22 protein-coding genes are annotated in these 21,585 nt (G+C 72.1%); 14 read left to right on the forward strand and 8 right to left on the reverse strand.

Features of this window, described 5'->3' with window-relative positions; all coding sequences use genetic code 11:
* Positions 1–2: 2 nt before the first annotated feature.
* The 3 genes from ACFPYL_RS04035 to ACFPYL_RS04045 form a co-directional block, all read right to left on the reverse strand.
* On the reverse strand, positions 3–1,226 hold the full coding sequence (locus ACFPYL_RS04035; protein ID WP_379150585.1) for a DUF5667 domain-containing protein: 1,224 nt from the start codon (positions 1,224–1,226) through the stop codon (positions 3–5).
* A 79-nt stretch (positions 1,227–1,305) separates the two neighbouring features.
* The gene (locus ACFPYL_RS04040) at positions 1,306–2,085 is read right to left on the reverse strand and encodes a sigma-70 family RNA polymerase sigma factor (protein WP_379150587.1); all 780 of its coding nucleotides are present in this window, start codon (positions 2,083–2,085) and stop codon (positions 1,306–1,308) included.
* A gap of 108 nt (positions 2,086–2,193) precedes the next feature.
* Positions 2,194–3,078: an HAD family hydrolase gene (locus ACFPYL_RS04045; protein ID WP_379150588.1), complete on the reverse strand. Its 885-nt coding sequence runs from the start codon at positions 3,076–3,078 to the stop codon at positions 2,194–2,196.
* A 71-nt stretch (positions 3,079–3,149) separates the two neighbouring features.
* Between ACFPYL_RS04045 and ACFPYL_RS04050 the strand changes: the two genes are divergently transcribed.
* The 7 genes from ACFPYL_RS04050 (at position 3,150) to hemB (ending at position 10,713) form a co-directional block, all read left to right on the forward strand.
* A complete protein-coding gene (locus ACFPYL_RS04050) occupies positions 3,150–4,679 on the forward strand; it encodes a class I adenylate-forming enzyme family protein (RefSeq protein WP_379150590.1) in 1,530 nt (509 codons plus the stop codon).
* A 10-nt stretch (positions 4,680–4,689) separates the two neighbouring features.
* Positions 4,690–4,932 (forward strand): glutaredoxin family protein, encoded by a 243-nt coding sequence (locus ACFPYL_RS04055; RefSeq protein ID WP_379150592.1) that lies wholly within the window; start codon positions 4,690–4,692, stop codon positions 4,930–4,932.
* 194 nt (positions 4,933–5,126) lie between these two features.
* Entirely contained in the window at positions 5,127–5,786 is a 660-nt protein-coding gene (locus ACFPYL_RS04060) for a redox-sensing transcriptional repressor Rex (protein ID WP_379150594.1), read from the forward strand.
* Positions 5,783–7,075 carry a glutamyl-tRNA reductase gene (locus ACFPYL_RS04065; RefSeq protein WP_379150596.1) on the forward strand — a complete coding sequence of 431 codons (1,293 nt, stop codon included), beginning with the start codon at positions 5,783–5,785 and terminating at the stop codon, positions 7,073–7,075. Before ACFPYL_RS04060 ends, ACFPYL_RS04065 begins: the two co-directional genes overlap by 4 nt.
* On the forward strand, positions 7,072–8,055 hold the full coding sequence (gene hemC, locus ACFPYL_RS04070; RefSeq protein WP_379150598.1) for a hydroxymethylbilane synthase: 984 nt from the start codon (positions 7,072–7,074) through the stop codon (positions 8,053–8,055). Before ACFPYL_RS04065 ends, hemC begins: the two co-directional genes overlap by 4 nt.
* The gene (locus ACFPYL_RS04075) at positions 8,052–9,704 is read left to right on the forward strand and encodes a bifunctional uroporphyrinogen-III C-methyltransferase/uroporphyrinogen-III synthase (protein WP_379150600.1); all 1,653 of its coding nucleotides are present in this window, start codon (positions 8,052–8,054) and stop codon (positions 9,702–9,704) included. The genes hemC and ACFPYL_RS04075 overlap by 4 nt, the downstream gene beginning before the upstream one ends.
* A 7-nt stretch (positions 9,705–9,711) precedes the next feature.
* On the forward strand, positions 9,712–10,713 hold the full coding sequence (gene hemB, locus ACFPYL_RS04080; protein WP_379150601.1) for a porphobilinogen synthase: 1,002 nt from the start codon (positions 9,712–9,714) through the stop codon (positions 10,711–10,713).
* Between the two features lie 539 nt (positions 10,714–11,252).
* Here hemB and ACFPYL_RS04085 read toward each other — a convergent pair.
* Complete coding sequence (locus ACFPYL_RS04085) at positions 11,253–12,404, reverse strand: lytic transglycosylase domain-containing protein (protein WP_379150603.1); 1,152 nt, start codon at positions 12,402–12,404, stop codon at positions 11,253–11,255.
* A 326-nt stretch (positions 12,405–12,730) separates the two neighbouring features.
* Here ACFPYL_RS04085 and hemL point away from each other — a divergent pair, with 326 nt between their 5' ends.
* The 6 genes from hemL to ccsB are packed head-to-tail and all read left to right on the forward strand — an operon-like array spanning position 12,731 to position 18,727.
* Positions 12,731–14,050, forward strand: coding sequence for a glutamate-1-semialdehyde 2,1-aminomutase (gene hemL / locus ACFPYL_RS04090; protein WP_379150605.1), 1,320 nt, complete (start codon positions 12,731–12,733; stop codon positions 14,048–14,050).
* A gap of 3 nt (positions 14,051–14,053) precedes the next feature.
* Positions 14,054–14,743 (forward strand): histidine phosphatase family protein, encoded by a 690-nt coding sequence (locus tag ACFPYL_RS04095; protein ID WP_379150607.1) that lies wholly within the window; start codon positions 14,054–14,056, stop codon positions 14,741–14,743.
* Positions 14,740–15,339 (forward strand): TlpA disulfide reductase family protein, encoded by a 600-nt coding sequence (locus ACFPYL_RS04100; protein WP_379150609.1) that lies wholly within the window; start codon positions 14,740–14,742, stop codon positions 15,337–15,339. Before ACFPYL_RS04095 ends, ACFPYL_RS04100 begins: the two co-directional genes overlap by 4 nt.
* Positions 15,332–16,093 carry a cytochrome c biogenesis CcdA family protein gene (locus ACFPYL_RS04105; protein WP_379150611.1) on the forward strand — a complete coding sequence of 254 codons (762 nt, stop codon included), beginning with the start codon at positions 15,332–15,334 and terminating at the stop codon, positions 16,091–16,093. Before ACFPYL_RS04100 ends, ACFPYL_RS04105 begins: the two co-directional genes overlap by 8 nt.
* A gap of 10 nt (positions 16,094–16,103) precedes the next feature.
* A complete protein-coding gene (gene resB / locus ACFPYL_RS04110) occupies positions 16,104–17,714 on the forward strand; it encodes a cytochrome c biogenesis protein ResB (RefSeq protein WP_379150613.1) in 1,611 nt (536 codons plus the stop codon).
* Complete coding sequence (gene ccsB, locus ACFPYL_RS04115; protein WP_379150616.1) at positions 17,711–18,727, forward strand: c-type cytochrome biogenesis protein CcsB; 1,017 nt, start codon at positions 17,711–17,713, stop codon at positions 18,725–18,727. Before resB ends, ccsB begins: the two co-directional genes overlap by 4 nt.
* 16 nt (positions 18,728–18,743) lie before the next feature.
* On the opposite strand, the gene ACFPYL_RS04120 is transcribed toward ccsB, so the two are convergent.
* Entirely contained in the window at positions 18,744–18,950 is a 207-nt protein-coding gene (locus tag ACFPYL_RS04120; RefSeq protein ID WP_379150618.1) for a hypothetical protein, read from the reverse strand.
* A gap of 44 nt (positions 18,951–18,994) precedes the next feature.
* Between ACFPYL_RS04120 and ACFPYL_RS04125 the strand changes: the two genes are divergently transcribed.
* Positions 18,995–19,264, forward strand: a complete 270-nt coding sequence (locus ACFPYL_RS04125) for a DUF4229 domain-containing protein (protein ID WP_379150620.1) — start codon at positions 18,995–18,997, stop codon at positions 19,262–19,264.
* An 8-nt stretch (positions 19,265–19,272) separates the two neighbouring features.
* On the opposite strand, the gene ACFPYL_RS04130 is transcribed toward ACFPYL_RS04125, so the two are convergent.
* From ACFPYL_RS04130 to ACFPYL_RS04140, 3 genes are read right to left on the reverse strand one after another with little or no spacing between them, the layout of a single operon-like run.
* Positions 19,273–19,404, reverse strand: coding sequence for a hypothetical protein (locus ACFPYL_RS04130; RefSeq protein ID WP_379150622.1), 132 nt, complete (start codon positions 19,402–19,404; stop codon positions 19,273–19,275).
* A gap of 28 nt (positions 19,405–19,432) precedes the next feature.
* Positions 19,433–20,308, reverse strand: a complete 876-nt coding sequence (locus tag ACFPYL_RS04135; protein WP_379150624.1) for a 1,4-dihydroxy-2-naphthoate polyprenyltransferase — start codon at positions 20,306–20,308, stop codon at positions 19,433–19,435.
* Between the two features lie 10 nt (positions 20,309–20,318).
* Positions 20,319–21,563, reverse strand: a complete 1,245-nt coding sequence (locus tag ACFPYL_RS04140) for an MFS transporter (protein ID WP_379150625.1) — start codon at positions 21,561–21,563, stop codon at positions 20,319–20,321.
* Between the last annotated feature and the right edge of the window lie 22 nt (positions 21,564–21,585).

The following is a 21,585-nucleotide window of genomic DNA, read 5'->3' on the forward strand; positions in this document are numbered from 1 at the left end:
GCTCAGGGCTTCGGGGTGGTGCTGGGCACCAGGAGCCCGGTGACCGGGTCCAGGACGCCCTGGAGGATCTCACCGACGCCGCCGACCACGTCGCCGAGCGCTGGAGCCGACGGGGTGCTGCCGGTGCCGCCGGTGCTGCCGCCGGACGTGCCCGTGGAGCCCTTGCCGGTCAGCACGCCGGTGAGGCCGTCGGTCAGGTCCTTGACCGGGTTGGGTGCGGTCGACTGGTCACCCGCACCGGGGTCGAGGATGCTGCCCGGCGGGATGGTGCCCCCGACGTCGGGCAGCTGCGTGCCGCCCTCGGTGCCGGAGCCCTTGCCGCCCTGCTTCCCACCCTGGTGACCGTCGCCGCGGGCGGGCTTGCCGCTCGCGGGCTCGGTCGGCTGGGCCGAGGGCGCCGCGGGCAGCTCGATCTGCTCCGCGGCCACGAGAGTCGGCGGGATCGAGTCGATGGCGGTGCCGCCACAGGTCGGGCACTGGAGCGTCGCCTCGGAGTCGATCTGGGCGATCGTGCTCGCGGCGGCGATCAGCTCGTCGCGGGCGACGTACGGGACCTGCGGCTCGAGGGCGGCGAGCTGGGCCATGCTGCTCGACGCGAAGTCGTGCAGCTGGGCGATCGACGCCTCACGGCCGGTGTGGGCGTAGTCGGCGAACAGCAGGTCGGCGCCGGACGTCGCCTGGTCGGTGAACGTGCTCAGGGTGCGGGCGATCCGGTCGTCGTCGGACGAGCTGCCGTCCTGCGTCAGCGCGGTGGCCTCGTCGAGGCGGCTGGCGGCGTTGGCGAGCTCGGTGCTGCCCTTGCGTGCCTCGCCCAGGGACAGGCTGGTGTGGGCGGACTCGATGCCGCGCTTGATCGGGTAGAGCGCCTCGCCCGGCAGGGCCGACTGGGCCGCCATCGCGACCGAGGTCGTGGCACCGACGAGGGCGAGACCGCCGACGACGGCGGCGATCCGCCGCTCCCGCGTCGTACGACGGGCGGGGAGCTGGAGACGGGTGACGTCGGTCGGGACCAGTGCGGTCTCCGCCTCGGCCATCAGCCGGGTGCGCAGGTCGGCCACGAACTCGGGCCGCGGCTGCGGGTCGGGCACGCCCCGCAGGGCGCCGACGAGCTGGAGCAGCTCGGCGTCGCGCGTGGTGCTCGCGTCGTGGGTCTGCCCGGTCGAGAGCTGCTCGACCAGGGTGTCGAAGTCATCGGCGCGTCGTTGCGCCCTGGGCCCCCAGTTCATGTCGTGCTCAACGACGCGTGAGGCGGCGGAGTTACGGCGGATCGGCGATCCACGTAAACGATTTCGGCGGCGCCGGGCATCAGTCCCGGATCCCTTCCGGCATCAGCTTGGCGAGGTTGCGCACGCCGCGCAGCTGGAGCTGCTTGACGGCGCCGTCGCTGCGGCCCAGGACCGCCGCCGTCTCGGCGATGCTCATGCCCTGGAGGAAGCGCATCACGAGGCAGTCGCGCTGCTCCGCCGGGAGCTCGGTGAGCGCCTGCATCAGGACCTCGTTGGTCAGGCCGGCGAGCACCATCCCCTCGGGGCCGTCGTCGGTCGCGTCGTCGTGGAGGCTCATGTCCTCCGTGGTCATCTCGAGCCGCGTCCGGCCGGCCTTGAAGTGGTCGGTGGCGAGGTTGCGGGCGATGGTCATCAGCCAGGCGCCGAAGTCCTTGCCCTGCCAGCGGAAGCCGTTCATGCTGCGCAGCGCGCGGAAGAAGGTCTCCGAGGTGAGGTCCTCGGCCAGCGTGCTGGACCGGGTCCGGTAGAAGAGGAAGCGGTAGACCGAGCCCTGGTAGTGGTCGTAGAGGAGGCCGAACGCCTCGGCGTCGCCCCCGCGGGCCAGCTCGACCAGCGCGATCAGCCGGCCGCGCTCGGCCTCGTCCTCCTCGGAGGAGGCGGCCAGGTCGGAGTCGTCGTACCCGCCGCCGGAGCCGGTGCCGGTCTCCGTGCGGCCGCTCGTGACGGCCTCGGTCGCGAGCATCCCGGGGACCTGTCCGGGCATCCCGGCGAGCGCCGGCCGCTCCATGAGCAGCACCTCGGCGACGAGACGGCGCAGCGAGTCCAGCCCGCGCGCGACGTCATGCCCCACCTGTGCCATGTGGCGAACCCTCCCGGATGCTCCTCATCCAGCCATTCCCCAGTAAACGCGAGTTACTCCTCCCGGACCAGACCAGTGCGGTAAAGCCCAGAGGGTGGGACGGGCGGGTCAGTGCCGACGGCCGCGCAGCGCGACGCCCGCGGCGACGGTGCCCGAGACGGCGCCCGCGACCCCGCCGACGACCAGGCCGGCGCGGAGCGCCTTGCGACCGGTGCGGTAGTCGTGGATCCGCCAGCCCTGCTCGCGGGCGTAGGCCCGCAGCTTGTGGTCGGGGTTGATCGCGCACGGATCGCCGACCAGCGTGAGCATCGGCAGGTCGTTGTGGGAGTCGGAGTACGCCGAGCAGCGGCGCAGGTCGAGGCCCTCGCGGGCGGCCAGTGCCTTGACGGCCTCCCCCTTGGCCGGTCCGTGCAGCATGTCGCCGACGAGCTGGCCGGTGTAGACGCCGTCCACGTGCTCGGCGACGGTGCCCATCGCGCCCGTCAGCCCGAGCCGCCGCGCGATGATCTGGGCGATCTCGATCGGGGCCGCCGTGACCAGCCAGACCCGCTGCCCCTCGTCGAGGTGCAGCTGCGCGAGGGCGCGGGTGCCGGGCCAGATCCGGTGCGCCATCCCCTCGTCGAAGATCTCCTCGCCGAGCTCCTCGAGCTCGGCAACGGTGTGGCCGGCGATGAAGCTCAGCGCGGACGACCGGGCCTCGGCGACGTGCTCGGGGTCCTCGACCCCGACCACCCGGAAGTAGGCCTGCTTCCACGCGGCGCCGAGGATCTCGCGGGTGGTGAAGAACTTGCGCCGGTGCAGGCCCCGGGCCAGGTGGAAGATGCTCGCGCCCTGCATCACGGTGTTGTCGACGTCGAAGAAGGCGGCGGCGCTGGCGTCCAGCGGCGGCGTCAGGGCCGACTCGACCTCGGTGGCGGCGGCCGCCGCCTCGCCCGCGAGCGTGGACCGCTGCTGGAGGTTGCGCGGTCGCGGCTTCCGGTCGGGGGGCGTCACACGGGCAGGGTAGACCCACCCGGGGCGACCACGCGGTGTGGAAGTATCCCCGTATGTCTGGCATCCGGGACGTGGCTGAGCTCGTCACCCGAGCGGCCGCCGAGAGCCCCGACCGCCTCGCGGTCGTCGAGGCCGGGGGGCGCAGCCTGACCTGGGCCGAGCTCGAGGACGAGGTCGGTCGCGTCGCGACCGGCCTGGCCGCGTCGGGTGTCCTCGGCGGACACCGCGTGCTCATCGCGATCGGCAACCGGCTCGAGTTCGTGACGACGTACCTCGGAGTGCTGCGCGCCCAGGCCGTCGCCGTACCCGTGAACCCGCTGTCGAAGGCCGGGGAGCTGGCCCGGATGATCACCGACTCCGGCTCGCGGATGGTCGTCACCGACGCTGACACCGTCGTGACGGTGCGCGAGGCGGTGGCGACCCTCGACGGCCCGCCACGGCTGGTCGTGGTCGGAGCGACCCTGCAACCGGGCGAGCGCTCCTACGACCACCTGCGCGCCGACACCGCCCGGCCCGCGCCGCCGCTCCAGGACCCCGAGAAGCTCGCGGCCCTGCTCTACACGAGTGGTACGTCGGGGCTGCCGCGGGCCGCGATGCTCACCCACCGCGCCCTGCTCGCCAACATCGACCAGGTCGCGCAGGTCGAGCCACCGATGATGCACGGCGACGACGTCGTGCTCGGGGTGCTCCCGCTCTTCCACGTCTACGGGCTCAACGCCGTGCTCGGCGGCGTGCTGCGGCACCGCGCCAAGCTGGTGCTCGTCGAGCGCTTCGACCCGCAGGAGACCCTGGCGATCATCGACGACGAGGCGTGCAGCGTGGTGCCGGTCGCGCCCCCGGTGTTCGCCTACTGGCGAGGCGAGCAGGACCTCGAGGAGCGGCTCGGCCCGGTCCGGCTGATGCTCTCCGGCTCGGCGCCGCTGAGCCCCGAGGTCATCCAGGAGTTCACCGAGCGCACCGGCGTGCCCGTCCACCAGGGCTACGGGCTGACCGAGGCGTCCCCGGTCGTCACCAGCACGCTGTGCAGCCAGGAGCTCCAGGTCGGCTCCGTCGGGGCGGCCCTGCCGGGCATCGACATCCGGCTGCTCGACGACGACGGGAAGCCGCCCGAGGGCGACGACCCCGGCGAGATCGAGATCCGCGGTGCCAACCTCTTCAGCGGCTACTGGCCGGACGGCTCCGGCGGACCGGACGACGAGGGGTGGTGGGCCACCGGCGACGTCGGCTTCCTCGACGACACCGGGGACCTCTTCCTGGTCGACCGGCTCAAGGAGCTCGTCATCGTGTCCGGGTTCAACGTCTACCCCGTCGAGGTCGAGGACGTGATCGAGGAGGTCCCCGGGGTCGCCGAGGTCGCGGTGATCGGGGTGGCGGACGAGCAGACCGGCGAGGCGGTCGTCGCCTACGTGCGCACGGTCGACGGCGACCCCGACGCGGTCGCCGCCGCCGTGCGTGAGCACTGCGCCACCCGGCTCGCGCGCTTCAAGCAGCCGTCCCGCATCGAGGTCGTCGACGCGCTGCCGCGCACCGTCACCGGCAAGGTCCAGAAGGGCCGGCTCCGCGGCATCGAGCGGCGCCGTTCGCTCGGCCTCCTCGAGTGAGGAGCCCCGGATGAGCGATCCGCGGATCACCCTCTACTCCCGGCCCGGCTGCCACCTGTGCGACGACGCGCGCCTGGTGATCGAGCGGGTCTGCGCCGACCTGGGGGAGGCGTACGCCGAGGTCTCGATCGACGGCGACCCGGCGCTCCAGGAGCGGTTCGGCGAGGAGATCCCGGTGACCTTCGTCGACGGCCGGCAGCACGACTTCTGGCGGGTCGACGAGCAGCGGCTCCGGGCGGCGCTGACCGGCTGAGCCCGGGCTGACCGACCCGCTCGGCGTGGGCCATGTCACATGTGCTAGTTCCGCGGGCTCGGGGACCCGCTCTCGTTTTGTTCTCCCGTTCACAAACTCCTACAGTGAACGAGCCGCCGGGCCCTCCGGAACGAGTCGTTCCAGTGCGCCCGACGACGGCCCAGCAGCCCCCCGGCTATGGAGAAGGCAACTCAGTGAGCGCACGTACGTCATCCGACAGCTCTCGGGACATTCCCGAAGCAACGGTGGCACGGCTGCCCGTCTACCTCCGGGCGCTCACCACGCTGTCCGAGCAGGGCACCAGTACCTGCTCCAGCGAGGAGCTCGCGGTCGCCGCGGGCGTCAACAGCGCCAAGCTGCGCAAGGACCTCTCGTACCTCGGCAGCTACGGCACCCGCGGGGTCGGGTACGACGTCGAGTACCTGCGCTACCAGATCGCCCGCGAGATCGGCGTGACCCAGGACTGGCCCGTGGTCATCGTCGGCATCGGCAACCTCGGCCAGGCGCTCGCCAACTACTCCGGCTTCCGCAGTCGCGGCTTCCGCGTCGTCGCGCTGCTCGACGCCGACCCGGCCCGCCGCGACGAGGTCGTCGCCGGCGTCGAGGTGCAGGCCTTCGACAACCTCGAGCAGATCGTGAAGGACCACGACGTCGCCATCGGCGTGATCGCCACACCGGCCGTCGCCGCGCAGGACGTCGCCGACCGGATGGTCGCGTGCGGCGTCACCAGCATCCTCAACTTCGCACCGATCGTGCTCTCGGTGCCCGAGCAGGTCGACGTGCGCAAGGTCGACCTCTCGATCGAGCTGCAGATCCTGGCCTACCACGAGCAGCGGAAGGCGGCCACAGCGTGAGCGTCCTGGTCGTGGGGATCTCCCACAAGTCCGCCCCGGTCTCGCTCCTGGAGCGGGTCGCCCTCGACGCCGACGGCGTCCACAAGCTCATCGACGACGTCGCGGCGTCCGAGCACGTCACCGAGGCGACGGTCATCTCGACCTGCAACCGGCTCGAGATCTACGCCGACGTCGACCGTTTCCACGGCAGTGTCGAGGAGGTCTCCAAGCTGCTCATCGACCGGGCCGGCGAGGCGACCGAGGCGATGCTCCCGCACCTCTACGTCCACTACGACGACGGCGCCGTCTCCCACCTCTTCCAGGTGGTCGCCGGCCTCGACTCGATGGCCGTCGGCGAGGGCCAGATCCTCGGCCAGACCCGCGACGCCCTCAGCGCCGGCCAGGAGATCGGCACGGTGGGCCCGTCGCTCAACGTGCTCTTCCAGCAGGCCCTCCGGGTCGGCAAGCGGGCCCGCGCCGAGACGGACATCGACCACGCCGCGCCGACGCTGGTCTCCGCCGCGCTCGACCGCAGCCACACCGCGGTCGGCGACCTGACCGGCAAGCGCGCCCTCGTGCTCGGCGCCGGTGCGATGGCGGGCCTGGCCACGGCAACCCTGTCGCGCCGGGGTGCCGCGAGCGTCACCGTCGCCAACCGCACCGCGGGCAACGCGGTCCGGCTCGCCGACGAGTACGGCGCCCGCTCGGCGCTGCTGACCGACGTGGCGGACGAGCTGGCGAACGCCGACGTCGTGGTCTCCTGCACCGGCTCGACCGGCGTGATCGTGACGGCCGAGATGGTGGCTGCCGCGACCACCGACGGACGCGAGCTCGCGATCGTCGACCTGGCCCTGCCCCACGACGTCGACCCCGCCGCCGGTGACCTGCCCGGCGTCACCCTGATCAATCTCGCCGAGCTCGCCCGCGAGCTGCGCGACTCCGACGCCGGTCGCGAGGTCGAGGCGGTCCGCCGGATCGTGACCCAGGAGGTCGCGGCGTTCCTCTCCGCGCGCCGCCAGGCCAGCGTCACGCCCACGGTGGTGGCGCTGCGCTCGATGGCGACCTCCGTCGTCGACGCCGAGATGGACCGGCTCGCCGGCCGGCTGCCCGACCTCGACGACGCCACCCGCGCCGAGGTCCTGCACACCGTCCGCCGGGTCGCCGACAAGCTGCTCCACGAGCCGACCGTGCGGGTCAAGGAGCTGGCCAACGAGTCCGGCGCGGTCTCCTACGCCGCCGCGCTCGCCGAGCTCTTCGCCCTGGACCCCGAGGCCGTCGACGCCGTGACCCGACCGGAGGGCCTGTCATGAGTGCCCCCCAGGAGACGGCCCCCCGCGGGACGGCACTGCGTGTCGGGACCCGTGCCTCGGTCCTGGCCACGACCCAGTCCCGCCTGGTCGCCGACCTGATCGCCGAGCGCCTCGGCCGCGAGGTCGAGCTGGTCGAGATCGCCACCGAGGGCGACCGCAGCCAGGCTGCCGGCACCTCGCTCGTCGGCTCCTCGTCGACCGGAGTCTTCGTGAGCGCCCTGCGTGACGCCCTGCTCGACGGCCGCGTCGACGTCGCGGTGCACTCGCTCAAGGACCTGCCGACGTACGCCGCCGACGGCATCACCCTCGCCGCCGTACCCACCCGCGAGGACCCGCGTGACGTGGTCGTCGCCCGCGACGGGCTGACGCTCGGCGAGCTGCCGGTCGGCAGCCGCGTCGGCACCGGCTCGCCGCGGCGCGCGGCCCAGCTGCACGCCCTCGGCCTCGGCGTCGAGGTGGTCGGGGTGCGCGGCAACGTGGACACCCGGATCGCCAAGGTCCGCTCCGGTGAGTACGACGCCGTCGTGCTCGCCCGTGCCGGCCTGGCCCGCCTCGACCGGGTCGACGAGGCGACCGAGGTGCTCGACCCGCTCCAGATGCTGCCGGCCCCCGGGCAGGGCGCGCTGGCGGTCGAGTGCCGGACCGATGACGACCTCGCCGCGCAGCTGCGCGAGGTGCTGGACGACCCGCGGACCCGGGCCGCGGTCGAGGCGGAGCGAGCGGTGCTCGCGACGCTCGAAGGAGGTTGCTCCGCGCCGATCGGAGCCCTGGCCGAGGTGGCCGAGGGCGAGGACGGCGAGGAGCTCTGGGTGCGGGCGATCGCGCTCTCACCCGATGGAGCGCTCTCGGTGCGGATGTCCGCCACCGGGGACCCGGCCGACGCAGCCGGCGTCGGAGACCGGCTCGCGAAGGAGATGCTCGCCGACGGCGCAGCAGACCTGACGCAGACCAGCAACATAGACAAGGTGCAGAACGCATGACCCGTGCCAAGACCAGCCCGAACCCGGACCAGCCGCGCGGCTGGGTGTCGTTCGTCGGCAGCGGCCCCGGCGACCCGGGCCTGTTGACCGTCCGCGCCGTCGAGCTGCTGCGGCGCGCCGACGTCGTCGTGACCGAGGTGCCCGAGCACGCCGAGCTGATCCGTCAGGTCCTCGGCCTGCCGGTGCCCACCGAGGACGTCACGGAGCCGGTCGGCCCCGAGATCGTCGACGGCGGCTTCGGCGAGGACGGCCAGCCGCTGACCCACGCCGCGCGCGGCAAGGTCGTCGTGAAGCACGCCAAGCGCGGTTTGCGCGTCGTCCGCCTGATGGGTGGCGACCCCTTCCTCTACGCCTCCGGCCCCGAGGAGGCGCAGGCCTGCGTCAAGGCCGGCCTCGCCTTCGAGATCGTCCCCGGCGTCTCGTCGGTCAACGCGGTTCCGGCGTACGCCGGCATCCCGCTGACCACCAAGGACCACCGCGAGGTCGCCGTCGTGACCTGCGGCGACAAGGTCGACTGGAGCCAGTACGCCGGCAAGCGGACCCTGGTCCTGCTCTCGGCCGTCGGCCAGATCGGCGACATCGCCAAGGCGCTCGTCGCTGCCGGCCGCTCGCCGCAGACCCCCGTCGCGATGACCCGGGTCGGCACCACCACCGAGCAGGCCACGGTCGCCTCCACCCTGGAGCGGATCGCCGCCGACGCCCGCGCGGCCCGGATGGCGCCGCCGGCGGTGACGGTCGTCGGTGACGTCGTCGACCTGCGCGAGACGCTCTCGTGGTTCGAGACCAAGCCGCTCTTCGGGTGGCGCGTCCTGGTGCCCCGCACCAAGGAGCAGGCGGGCTCGCTCTCCGAGCGGCTGCGCGGCTACGGCGCCGTGCCCGACGAGGTCCCCACCATCTCCGTCGAGCCGCCGCGCAACCCGCAGCAGATGGACAAGGCCGTCCGCGGCCTCGTCGAGGGTCGCTACGAGTGGATCGCCTTCACCTCGGTCAACGCCGTCAAGGCGGTTCGCGAGAAGTTCGAGGAGTACGGCCTCGACGCCCGTGCCTTCTCCGGCCTGAAGATCGCCGCCGTCGGCGACAAGACCGCCCGGGCCATCGGCGACTGGGGCCTGCGCGCCGACCTGGTGCCCTCCGGCGAGCAGTCGGCGGCCGGCCTCCTTGAGGACTGGCCCGAGTACGACGAGGCGCTCGACCCGATCAACCGGGTCTTCCTGCCCCGCGCGGACATCGCGACCGAGAACCTGGTCGCCGGCCTGATCGACCTGGGCTGGGAGTGCGACGACGTCACGGCGTACCGCACCGTCCGGGCGGCCCCGCCGCCGCCCGAGACCCGCGACGCGATCAAGACCGGCAAGTTCGACGCCGTCGTCTTCACGTCGTCCTCGACGGTGCGCAACCTGGTCGGCATCGCCGGCAAGCCGCACACCTCGACGATCATCGCCGTCATCGGACCCGCCACCGCGAAGACCGCTGAGGAGCACGGCCTGCGCGTCGACGTCCTGGCCAGCCGCCCGGACGTCGAGGAGCTCGTCGACGCGCTCGCCGACTTCGGTGCCGCCCGCCGCGCCTCGCTCGTCGAGGCCGGCCAGCCGGTCACCAAGCCGTCCGAGCGCAAGCCTTCGGCTCGCCGCAAGGCGCGCGCGGAGTGACCCGGGGATGAGCGAGCACGGCGTTCCTCCCGTGACCGGACCGACCGTCCGGCCGCGCCGCCTGCGCACCACCCCGGCCCTGCGCCGGATGGTGGCCGAGACGTCCCTGGAGGCGCGCCAGCTGGTGCTGCCGCTGTTCGTGCGCGAGGGCATCGACGAGCCGAGGCCGATCTCGTCGATGCCCGGCGTCGTCCAGCACTCCCGTGACTCGCTGCTGAAGGCGGTCGCGGAGGCCGCCGACCTCGGCCTCGGCGGCGTGATGCTCTTCGGCATCCCGGAGAGCAAGGACGCGACCGGCTCGGGCGCCATCGACCCGGCGGGCATCCTCAACCTCGCGATCACCGACGTGGTGGCCGAGGTGGGTGACGCGCTCACCGTGATGAGCGACCTGTGCCTCGACGAGTTCACCGACCACGGCCACTGCGGCGTGCTCACCCCCGACGGCAAGGTCGACAACGACCGCACCCTCGAGGCGTACGCCGACATGGCTCGCGCCCAGGCGCACGCCGGCGTCGACATGGTCGGCCCGAGCGGCATGATGGACGGCCAGGTCGCGGTGGTCCGGGCCGCCCTCGACGCCGCCGAGCACACCGACGTCTCGATCCTCGCCTACTCCGCGAAGTATGCGTCCGCCTTCTTCGGCCCCTTCCGCGAGGCCGTGGACTCCTCGCTCCAGGGTGACCGGCGCACCTACCAGCAGGACCCCGCCAACGCCCGCGAGGGCGTGCGCGAGGCGCTGCTCGACGTCGCCGAGGGTGCCGACATCGTGATGGTGAAGCCGGCCCTCGCCTACCTCGACGTGCTGCGCCAGGTGCGCGACGCGGTCGACGTCCCGGTGGCGGCGTACAACATCTCCGGCGAGTACTCCATGGTCGAGGCCGCCGCTGCCCACGGCTGGATCGACCGCGAGGCGGCGATCATCGAGACGCTGACGTCGATCCGGCGCGCCGGCGCCGACGTGGTGCTCACGTACTGGGCGTCCGAGGCCGCGCGGCTCATCGCGCGCTGAGTGGTGGTTTCGAGACAGGCGCTAGCGCGCCTTCCTCAACCACCGGCACGGTGGTTGAGGAGGTTGCGCTGGCGCGCCTCGCACCTCAACCGGCGAGGGCTTGCGCACTCGCGGGCTGGCACCTCGACGCGGCGTTTGCACGCACGGGTGTTCATGTTGAACGCACGTGCGTGCAAAGCGGATGGGCGGCCGAGGCTGCGCGGCTCATCGCGCGCTGAGTGGTGGTTTCGAGACAGGCGCTAGCGCGCCTTCCTCAACCACCGGCACGGTGGTTGAGGAGGTTGCGCTGGCGCGCCTCGCACCTCAACCGGCGAGGGCTTGCGCACTCGCGGGCTGGCACGTCGACGCGGCGTGTTTGCACGCACGGGTGTTCATCTTGAACGCACGTGCGTGCAAAGCGGATGGGCGGCCGAGGCCGCACGGCTCATCGCGCGCTGGACGAGCTGGTTTCGCGACAGGCGCTAGCGCGCCTTCCTCAACCACCGGCACGGTGGTTGAGGAGGTTGCGCTGGCAACCGTCTCGAAACCACCGCCAGGCGCTAGTGCGTGTAGGCGTAGACGCACTGGTCGTACGGGTCGTCCGCACGCAGCAGGTTGTCGACGTACCCGTCGAGCAGGCACTGGGCGCGGGCCTGGACCTGCGTGAGCAGCTGGTCGACCGGGGAGATCGAGGTCGACGGCAGCGGCGGCAGCGTCAGGGTCGGCAGCGGCAGCTTCGGCCCGTCGGTCGGGGTCGACGGCAGGCTCGGCCCGGAGGACGGCTTCGTGGTCGGCTTCGTGGTCGGCTTGGCGGTCGGCTCGCTGGTGCTGTCACCCGGGTCGGTGTTGCTCCCGCCGGTGTGGCCGCCGTGGTGGCCCTTGCCCGGGTGGTGTCCCTTGCCGCCGGTCGTCTGCGGGAGCTGCGGGACCACGTAGCCCGCCGAGGTGACGCCGTTGGGCACCGAGGTGAACTCGCCGTCGAGGTAGGCGGCCATGATCGAGAGCACCAGGTCGACGTAGGACTGGCTGTGGTTGTAGCGGAGGACGGCGGAGCGCTGGCCGGCCGTGGTGCCGAGGTCGTCGCCGCCGGAGCAGAGGTAGACCGCGGTCGCGAGTGCCGCGTCGTCGACGTCCTGCGGGTTGCGCTGGCCGTCGCCGTCGGCGTCCACGCCCACCACCGACCAGGTGGAGGGGATGAACTGCATCGGGCCGACCGCGCGGTCCCAGGTGGTGTCGGCGTCGTACTGGCCGGCGTCGGTGTCGGAGATCCGGCTGGTGCCGTCGCCGCCGTTGAGCGGGGGACCGTAGATGCCGGGGGTGGCGACGCCCTGGGCGTCGAGGGTGTTGCCGTTGGTGCGGCCGTGGTCGGACTCGACCCGGCCGATCGCCGCGATCAGCTGCCAGGAGAGGTGGCAGCCGGGGTCGGCGGAGTTGATGACGGTCTCGGCGCGCTGGTAGGCCGCGAGCGCGGCGGCCGGGATGCCGGAGGTCGAGGCGGTGGCGACGGCCTGCTGCACGTCACCGGTGATGCCGGGGGCGACGCCACCGGCGGCGGAGACGCTGGCCGGGACCTCGATGGCCTCGGTCGGGAGGCTGGTGCCGTCGGGGAGCTGCGGGTCGGTGGTCGCGTCGGCGAGCGCCGTACCGGCACCCGTCGTGGCGATGCTCGCCGTCCAGGCGACGGACAGCACGGCCAGGGGGATCAGCGCCATGACCTTGTGGCCACGCCCGAAGCGCCCCCCACGGGCATCAGTCGACCTGGTCATTCCGTTTGCTCCTGCTCCCTCGGACCCGGTGCTCCCTCAGCACTCGGTGTGACGGACATCAAACGACCGGATCCTCCACCAGTTACGGTACGTCGCTTGCCGGTCTGGTGCAGCCGTTCGTCGGTGTGACGACCATTCCCGCAGGTCGTGACGGTGAAACCCGTTGCAGAACGCCACCCGACAGCGGCCGGCGACGTGGCCTGGCCCACCCCTGCGGGCCGCCCGACGGCCCTCGACTGGGGTCGGTTGGCGTCCTCGGGGACAATGGGCCGGTGCCCCGACCGACCACCGCCAGTGCTGCCCTCTTCGAGCGGGCACGAGCCGTCACGCCCGGCGGCGTGAACTCCCCGGTCCGGGCCTTCAACGCGGTCGGCGGCACCCCCCGCTTCATCCGCTCCGCGGCGGGTGCCTGGATCACCGACGCCGACGGCAACGAGTACGTCGACCTGATCTGCTCGTGGGGGCCGATGCTGCTCGGGCACGCCCACCCCGAGGTGCAGGCCCGGGTCGCCGAGGCGGTCGCGCGCGGCACGTCGTACGGCGCGCCCACGGAGCCCGAGGTCGAGCTCGCCGAGGAGATCGTGGCCCGCACGCCGGTGGAGCGGGTCCGCTTCGTGTCCTCCGGCACCGAGGCCACCATGTCGGCGATCCGGCTGGCCCGCGGCTTCACCGGTCGCGACGTCGTCGTGAAGTTCGCCGGCTGCTACCACGGCCACGTCGACTCGCTGCTGGCCTCCGCCGGCTCCGGCCTCGCGACCTTCGCGGTGCCGGGCACGCCCGGCGTCCCGGCGTCGTCGACCGAGCTGACGCTCGTGTTGCCCTACAACGACCGGGCCGCGGTGGAGAAGGTCTTCGCGGAGTACCCCGACCGGATCGCCTGCCTGATCACCGAAGCCGCCCCCGGCAACATGGGCGTCGTCCCTCCCGAGCCCGGGTTCAACCACTTCCTGGCCGAGACCTGCGTCCGCAACGGGGCGCTCTTCGTCAGCGACGAGGTGATGACCGGCTTCCGGGCCAGCAAGCTCGGCCAGTGGGGTCTCGACGGCGCGGTCGAGGGCTGGCGCCCCGACCTGGTGACCTTCGGCAAGGTGATGGGCGGCGGCTTCCCCGCGGCGGCCTTCGGTGGCCGCGCCGACGTGATGTCGCGGCTGGCGCCCGAGGGGCCCGTCTACCAGGCCGGCACGCTGTCGGGGAACCCGATCGCCACCACGGCCGGCCTCGCGACGCTGCGCCTCGCGACCGACGAGGTCTACGCCCACATCGGTGCCGCCGCCGACACCATCAGGGCCGCCGCCTCCGAGGCGCTGACCGCCGCCGGCGTCACGCACGTCGTCCAGGCCACCGGCACCATGTTCTCGATCTTCTTCACCGCCGGTGACGGCGGTCGCGTCCGCGACTTCGAGGACGCCTCGACGACCGACTCCTCGGCGTACGCCGCCTTCTTCCACGCCATGCTCGACGCGGGGGTCTACCTGCCGCCGTCGGCGTACGAGGCGTGGTTCTTGTCCGCTGCCCACGACGACCGCGCCGTGCAGGCCGTGCTCGACGCTCTGCCCGGCGCCGCCCGCGCGGCCGCAGCCGCCCAGGCGTAGGAGATGACTGTGAGCCAGACCCCCGACACGATCGTCCACCTGCTGCGCCACGGCGAGGTGCACAACCCCGAGGGCATCCTCTACGGGCGTCGCGACGGCTTCCACCTCTCCGACCTCGGCAACCGGATGGCCGAGCGGATCGCGGAGAGCGTCGGTGACCGCGACATCGTGCACATGCGCGTGTCGCCGCTCGAGCGTGCACAGGAGACCGCGCGCCCGCTCGCCGAGGCCCGCGGCCTCGAGATCGTCACCGACGAGCGGGTCATCGAGTCCGCCAACAAGCTCGAGGGCCTGAGCTTCGGCCAGGGCGCCTGGTCGATCATCAAGCGGCCCAGCATCTGGCGGCACTTCTACAACCCGGCCCGGCCCTCCTGGGGCGAGCCGCACAAGGAGATCGTCGCCCGGATGATGGCGGCGGTCGAGGACGCGCGCGCCGCCGCGGTCGGTCACGAGGCGGTCATCGTCTCCCACCAGCTGCCCATCTGGACGACCCGGCTGCACGTCGAGGGCCGCCGCCAGCTGCACGACCCCCGCCGCCGTCAGTGCACGCTGTGCTCGCTGACCTCGCTGCACTTCGTCGGCGACCGGATCACCCAGGTCAGCTACTCCGAGCCCGCCGGCGACCTGATCCCGGTCAAGGACAAGAACGCGCCCTTCTCGGCCGGTGGCGCGCCCGAGGAGCAGCGCCCGTGACCCACTGGTCGACACCGAAGCGGATGCTTCTCGGCGTGGCCGCCCCGCTGCTGCTCGCGCTGACCGCCTGCACCTCCCTGGGCGCGACCGGCAACAAGGGCTACATCAGCGGCGACGGCAGCGTGCAGGTCATCGACCCCGCCGACCGCGACGACCCCGTGACGTTCTCGGGCACGTCGTTGACCGGGGACCCGATCTCGTCCGAGGACTACCTCGGCAAGGTCCTCGTCGTGAACAAGTGGTGGTCCGGCTGCGGTCCCTGCCGCACCGAGATGCCGATGCTGGGTGAGGTGTCGCCCGAGCTCGGTGACCGGGCCGCGGTGCTCGGCATCAACGTCCGCGACTCCAGCCCGGAGAACGGGCTGTCCTTCATGAAGCGGGTCGGCGCCGACTTCCCGTCCGTGTACGACGTGCAGGGCAAGGTCGGCCTCGCCTTCGCCGGCAAGGCGCCGATGGCGGCCACCCCCACCACGATCTTCCTGGACGACGAGGGCCGGGTCGCGGCGGTCATCACCGGGCCGGTGCCGAGCAAGCAGACGCTCCTCGACGTGATCGACGACGTCGCCGGGGACGACGGCGGGAACTCGGATGGCTGACTGGTTCCAGGAGACGGCGCTGTCCGGCTCCCTGGTGCTGGCGATCCCGGTCGCGCTGGTCGCCGGCCTGGTGTCGTTCTTCTCCCCGTGCGTGATCCCGCTGCTGCCGGGCTACCTCTCCTACGCGACCGGTCTCTCGGGTGCCGACCTCGCGAACGGCGTCGCCGGCACCCGCCGCGGCCGGATGTTCCTGGGGTCCGTGCTCTTCGTGCTCGGCTTCTCGACCGTCTTCGTCATCCTCGGCACCGCCTCGGGCGCGCTCGGGTCCTGGCTCTTCGAGTGGCAGGACCAGATCACCACCGTGCTGGCGATCGTGATGATCGTCCTCGGCCTGGCCTTCGCGGGCTGGCTGCCGATCCTGCAGCGCGACGTACGCGTCCACCAGTTCCCGGCCGTCGGCCTCGCCGCCGCCCCGGTGATCGGCTTCCTCTTCGGCCTCGGCTGGACGCCGTGCATCGGGCCGACGCTGACCGCCATCACCAGCCTCTCCTTCACCGAGTCCACGGCGGCCCGGGGCGCGCTGCTCTCCGCCGTCTACGCGCTCGGTCTCGGCATCCCCTTCATCCTCGCCGGGCTCGCGTACGAGAAGGCGCTGTCGGCGATCGGGTGGGTGCGCCGCCACCAGGTGTGGGTGATGCGCGCCGGCGGGCTGATGCTGATCGCCGTCGGGGTGCTGCTGCTGACCGGCTGGTGGGACCAGCTCGTGACGTGGATCCAGGTGCAGCTGGTGACGTCGACGGAGACCGCCGTATGAGGAAGGCCCTGTGAGCACCGCCCTCTCCACGCGACCGCCCGAGGACGACCGCCGTCCCGGCGAGCTGACCTTCCGCGAGCTGCTGCGGTGGGTCTGGCGCCAGGTCACGTCCATGCGGACCGCGCTGATCCTCCTGCTCCTGCTCGCGCTGGCGGCGATCCCGGGCTCCGTGATCCCGCAGACCGGTGTCGACGCGCTGAAGACCTCGAACTGGCAGTCCGACCACCCGAAGCTCACGCCGGTCTACGAGCGGCTCGGGCTCTTCTCGGTCTACGACTCGGCCTGGTTCTCGGCCATCTACATCCTGCTGATGATCTCCCTGGTCGGGTGCATCGTGCCGCGCACCTTCCACTACTGGAAGGGGATGCGCGCGAAGCCGCCGACGGCACCGAGCAACCTGAGTCGGCTGCCGGACCACGCGTCGTACGTGACCACCGACGCGCCCGAGGTCGTCCTCGAGCGTGCCCAGCGGCTGCTCAAGCGTCGTCGCTACCGCCTCAGCGACGGGACGGAGGCCGTATCCGCCGAGCGCGGCTACCTGCGCGAGGTCGGCAACCTGGTCTTCCACCTGTCGGTGCTGGTCGTGCTGGTCGGCTTCGCGATGGGCGGGCTGCTCGGCTACAAGGGCGGCGTGATCATGCTGGTCGGCGACCAGTACGGCTTCGCCAACACCGCCGACCAGTACGACGAGTTCAAGCCGGGCAGCCTCTTCCAGGCCGACCGGATGGAGCCGTTCTCCTTCTCGATCGACGACTTCGACGTCGACTGGCTGACCACGGGACCGCGGGCGGGGATGGCGCGCGGCTTCCAGTCGCACCTGAAGTACCAGGAGTCGCTGGACGCTCCCGAGAAGAGCTACGACCTGCGGGTCAACCACCCGCTGACGATCGGCAACACCGACATCTTCCTGATCGGGCACGGCTACGCCCCGGTCATCACGGTCCGCGACGGTGAGGGCAACGTCGTCCAGAGCGGCCCGACGATCTTCCTCCCGACCAGCCAGAGCTTCCAGTCGATCGGCGTCGTCAAGGCCGCCGACGCGGAGCCGACCCAGATCGGGCTCGAGGGTGAGTTCTACCCGACCGTCGCCTTCTCGCAGCAGACCGGCAGCTACTACTCGCTGCTCGGCAAGCCGCTCGACCCGATGGTCTCGATGCTCGTCTACACCGGCGACCTGGGCATGGACGACGGCGTCCCGCAGTCGGTCTACGCGCTCGACAAGAGCAAGACGACGATGCTGACCAAGAAGAACGGCACGCCGTACCGCGTCGACCTGCGGCCCGGCGAGACCCAGAAGCTGCCGAACGGGCTGGGGTCGGTGACCTTCGAGAAGGTCGACGGCGTCCCCGGCGGCGTGCAGCAGTGGAACAAGATCCAGATCAGCCAGACCCCCGGCAAGTGGATCGCGCTGGCCGGCGTGGTGATGGCGCTGATCGGCCTGCTCGGGTCGCTCTTCATCCGGCCCCGGCGGGTGTGGGTTCGCGCCCGTCGCGAGGGTGACGGCACACTGGTCGAGGTGGCCGCGCTCGACCGGTCCGGCGGCGGCGACGTCGCGGTCGTCGTCGACGAGCTGGTGGCCACCCTGCAGGGACAGAAGCACCAACGAGAGGACGAGTCGTGACCGACGCAGCGTGGGAGAGTCTCAGCAACCAGGCGATCGCCGCTGCGGGACTGCTCTACTTCCTCGCACTGCTGGCCCACCTCGTCGAGTGGGCCTCGCTGCGCAAGGTGCCGCTCGCGTCCGGTGCGGCGGCGACCGAGTCGGTCGACATCCCGGGCGGCGTCGCGGTCGCGACCGGACCCGACGGTGACGAGGTCGAGGACCGCGCACGTCGTACGGCGCTGTTCGGCCGGCTCGGCTACCTGGTCACCTGCCTCGCGGTCGCGGTGCACTTCGTGTCCCTCTTCTCGCGGGGGATGGCCGCGGACCCGAACCGGGTGCCGTGGGGCAACATGTACGAGTTCACGCTGACCGGCACCTTCGTGGTCGCGTTCCTCTACGTCGTGCTCTACCGCAAGTTCCGGCTCGCCTGGATGGCGCCGATCGTGCTCGCCTTCGTGCTGACGATCCTGATGGTCGCGGTGATCTGGCTGTACTCGCCGGTCGCGCCGCTGACCGAGGCGCTCTCGTCGTACTGGCTGGTGATCCACGTCGTGTCCGCGATCATCGCGACCGGCGCGTTCACCCTCGGCGGCATCACCTCCGCCCTCTACCTGGTCAAGGCGCGGTCCGTGGCCCGGGGCGCGTCGGCCGAGAGCGGCTACGTCGCGCGGCTGCCCCAGCCCGAGGCGCTGGACCGCGTCGCCTACCGGCTGCACGCCTTCGGCTTCCCCGTGTGGACCTTCGCGGTGCTGATCACCGGGCCGATCTGGGCCCACCAGGCCTGGTCGTCGTACTGGAACTGGGACCCCAAGGAGGTCTGGGCGTTCATCACCTGGGTCGTCTACGCGGCCTACCTGCACGCCCGCACGACGGCCGGCTGGAAGGGGCGCAACGCCGCGATCCTGGCCCTGGTCGGCGTCGCCACGCTGTGGTTCAACTTCATCGGGATCAACTACTTCTCGACGACCTCGCAGCACTCGTACGCCGGAGGCGCTCCCGCGCCGATCTCGGCGGAGACCCTCCAGCGCTAGCGGGTCGGCGGACGCGCTACTCGGCGGGATCCTCGGGGTGCTTCCGCTTGCGGTCCAGGTCGCGGAGGAAGTCCGGGTCGTCGTCCGGACCCACGAAGCGGGGCGGCTCCGCGCGCCGCGGTCGCGGCTTCGGAGCGGGCGCGATGCCGCGACGCTGGATCGCGCGGGTCGTCAGGTAGACCGCGACCGCGATCAGGATCACGACCAGGAGGAACTTCAGCACCCCTCCAGGGTAGGACCCGGGTGGTCACGATCTACCCTGGGCCCGTGAAGGAGTTCTGGGTCTACACCTCGCTGCGCATCGTGCTCTTCCTGGCGTCGCTGGCGATCATCGGCGGCGTGTGGGCGCTGGTCGGCGGTGACGTGCTCTGGCTGTGGGTGATCGTCGCGTCGTTCCTGATGAGCGGCATGGGCTCCTACTTCCTGCTCAACCACCAGCGCGAGGCGCTCGCCCGGCGGGTGCAGACCCGCGCCGAGGCGATGACCAGCAAGATCGAGGAGATGCGGGCCAAGGAAGACGTCGACGACGACGTCTGAGGCTTGGCTCAGTCCTTGCGGCGGTTGAGCTGCCGGTCGATCCGGGACCGGTCCTGGCCGAGGATCTTCGCCAGCAGCGGCGCGCGGAACCGGTAGGCCAGCACAGCCACCACCACGACCAGCAGGATCACCCAGAGCATGGGGTCAGCGTACGTCGGCTCTGGTGGGTCAGCCGCAGACGACGAGGGCGGCGGTGACCAGCACCGCCCAGAGCAGCTCGGCGAGGCCGGTCTGCTGCAGCACCGGGATCAGGCCCGGGCCGACGGCGCCGCCGAGGACGGTGCGGGTCGCGGGCAGCGCCAGCACCAGGAACCCGAGGCCGACCAGCACGCACCACGAGGTGACGACCGCGACGGCGACGACCGCAGCGGCTGCGACGACCACCAGGACGGCGTACAGCAGGCGCGTGCGGCGGTCGCCGAGCACCACGGCCAGGGTGCGCTTGCCGGCGCCCGTGTCGGTCGGGATGTCGCGCAGGTTGTTGGCGACCAGGATCGCGCAGGCCAGGGCCCCGATGCCGACGGAGGCCCAGAGCGAGGCCCACTCCCACGTCTCGGTCTGGACGTACGTCGTGCCGACGACGGCGACCAGGCCGAAGAAGACGAAGACCATCACCTCGCCGAGGCCGAGGTAGCCGTAGGGCTTGGAGCCGCCGGTGTAGAACCACGCGGCCAGCACCGAGACGACACCGACGGCCACCAGCCACCATGCCGTCGTGGCGGCCAGGACCAGGCCGGCGACGGCCGCGACACCGAAGGCCAGGAACGCCGCCCGCTTCACCGCCGCCGCGGACGCGGTCCCGGACCCGACGAGCCGCAGCGGCCCGACCCGGTCCGCGTCGGTGCCGCGGATGCCGTCGGAGTAGTCGTTGGCGTAGTTGACCGCCACCTGGAGGGCGAGGGCGACCACGAGGGCGAGCAGCGCCTTCCACCACACGGGGCTGTCGACGTACGCCGCGACGCCGGTGCCGGCGAGGACGGGGGAGACAGCAGCGGGAAGCGTGCGCGGTCGCGCGCCGGCGAGCCACTGGGAGGGAGTTGCCACGAAGGGAGATTCAAGCAGCCGTCGGCTGCTGGGTGCGCGCCAGGTAGCGCTCCGCGGACCGGGCCGCGGGTGTCATCACGAGCACGGCGACGACCACGATGCCGGCGATCGTCAGCCAGCCGGGGGTGCCCCACTCCATCGCGAGGAAGGTGTACGCCGCGGGAGCCCAGACGCTGCCGAGCGTCTCGCCGAGCTGGCTGGCGCCCTGGTACTCGCCGCGTCGGTCGGGCTCGGAGAGCTCGGAGAGGAAGCCCCAGTGCGCGGCCGACTCGAAGAGCTCGGCGCCGGTGACGGTGACGTGCCCGAGCCAGACGAGCAGGATCGTGGTCCAGCCCAGGGTGTCGTGGGTGACCAGCACGATGAGGCAGGAGACCACGAAGAACACCCCACCGATCCGGGCGGCGCGCAGCGAGGTGTCGACGGAGTTCACGCCCCGGGCGGCGGGCACCTGGAAGAGGACGGCGAGCACGGTGTTGGTGCCGAAGAGCCACGCCAGCAGCACGTGCGGGGCGTCGGTCTCCTGCACGAGCCAGAGCGGGATCACGATGTTGAGCAGCACCTGGTTGGTCTCGAGCACGCCGTTGCACGCGCTGAGCACCAGGAAGCCCCGGTTGCGCAGCGCGCTCGAGCCGACCGCCTTCTCGACCGGGGCCTCGGCCGGGTGGTCGTGCGCCGCGTCCGGGAGCCGGGTGATCAACCAGGCGTTCAGCGCCAGGACGCACGCGGTGACCCACGGCATCGCGCGGATCACGGCGTCGCTGTCGAAGGCCAGCGCGAGACCGCCGGCGAGCGCACCGATCGTGAAGCCGATGTTGAGGGCCGCCCGCATGAACGCCATCGAGCGCACCCGCTCGTCGTGCGGGAAGACGTCGAGCGTGTACGCGCCGCGGCCCGACCACCCTGCCCGTTGGGCGAGCTCGAGGACGACGACCATCACGAGGAACGTCGAGAACCCGCCGATGAACGGCCACAGCAGGTAGAGCGCGGCCGTCAGGGACGCGCCGATCGCCCACTGCCGCTTGGGTCCGATGCGGTCGGCGAGCCGGCCCAGCGGCACGGCGAACGCGAACGCGAACACCCCGGCGACCGTCAGCCCGAGACCGACCTGGGCGGCGGTCAGCCCCACGATGTGGGTGAAGAAGACCGCGCTCCCGGTCATGAAGGCGCCCTCGCCGATCGCGTAGAGCACCGACTGCACCGACAGCCGCCGCGCCAGTGGCGTGGGCGGCAGGAACCGGTCGAGGCGGGACGGCACGTCGCCATCCGATCACGCCCCA

Origin of the sequence: Nocardioides hankookensis, assembly GCF_042658885.1 — a bacterium.
Classification (GTDB): Bacteria; Actinomycetota; Actinomycetes; order Propionibacteriales; family Nocardioidaceae; genus Nocardioides; species Nocardioides hankookensis.

Bases quoted from the DNA above. Each gene is read 5' to 3' on its own strand.
- ACFPYL_RS04105 (WP_379150611.1), top strand. From the start codon at position 15,332: ATGGCTGACTGGTTCCAGGAGACGGCGCTGTCCGGCTCCCTGGTGCTG.
- ACFPYL_RS04085 (WP_379150603.1), bottom strand. From the start codon at position 12,404: ATGGCGCTGATCCCCCTGGCCGTGCTGTCCGTCGCCTGGACGGCGAGC.
- ACFPYL_RS04035 (WP_379150585.1), bottom strand. From the start codon at position 1,226: ATGAACTGGGGGCCCAGGGCGCAACGACGCGCCGATGACTTCGACACC.
- ACFPYL_RS04075 (WP_379150600.1), top strand. From the start codon at position 8,052: ATGACCCGTGCCAAGACCAGCCCGAACCCGGACCAGCCGCGCGGCTGG.
- ACFPYL_RS04055 (WP_379150592.1), top strand. From the start codon at position 4,690: ATGAGCGATCCGCGGATCACCCTCTACTCCCGGCCCGGCTGCCACCTG.
- ACFPYL_RS04095 (WP_379150607.1), top strand. From the start codon at position 14,054: ATGACTGTGAGCCAGACCCCCGACACGATCGTCCACCTGCTGCGCCAC.
- ACFPYL_RS04130 (WP_379150622.1), bottom strand. From the start codon at position 19,404: ATGCTCTGGGTGATCCTGCTGGTCGTGGTGGTGGCTGTGCTGGCCTAC.
- hemC (WP_379150598.1), top strand. From the start codon at position 7,072: ATGAGTGCCCCCCAGGAGACGGCCCCCCGCGGGACGGCACTGCGTGTC.
- hemB (WP_379150601.1), top strand. From the start codon at position 9,712: ATGAGCGAGCACGGCGTTCCTCCCGTGACCGGACCGACCGTCCGGCCG.
- ACFPYL_RS04040 (WP_379150587.1), bottom strand. From the start codon at position 2,085: ATGGCACAGGTGGGGCATGACGTCGCGCGCGGGCTGGACTCGCTGCGC.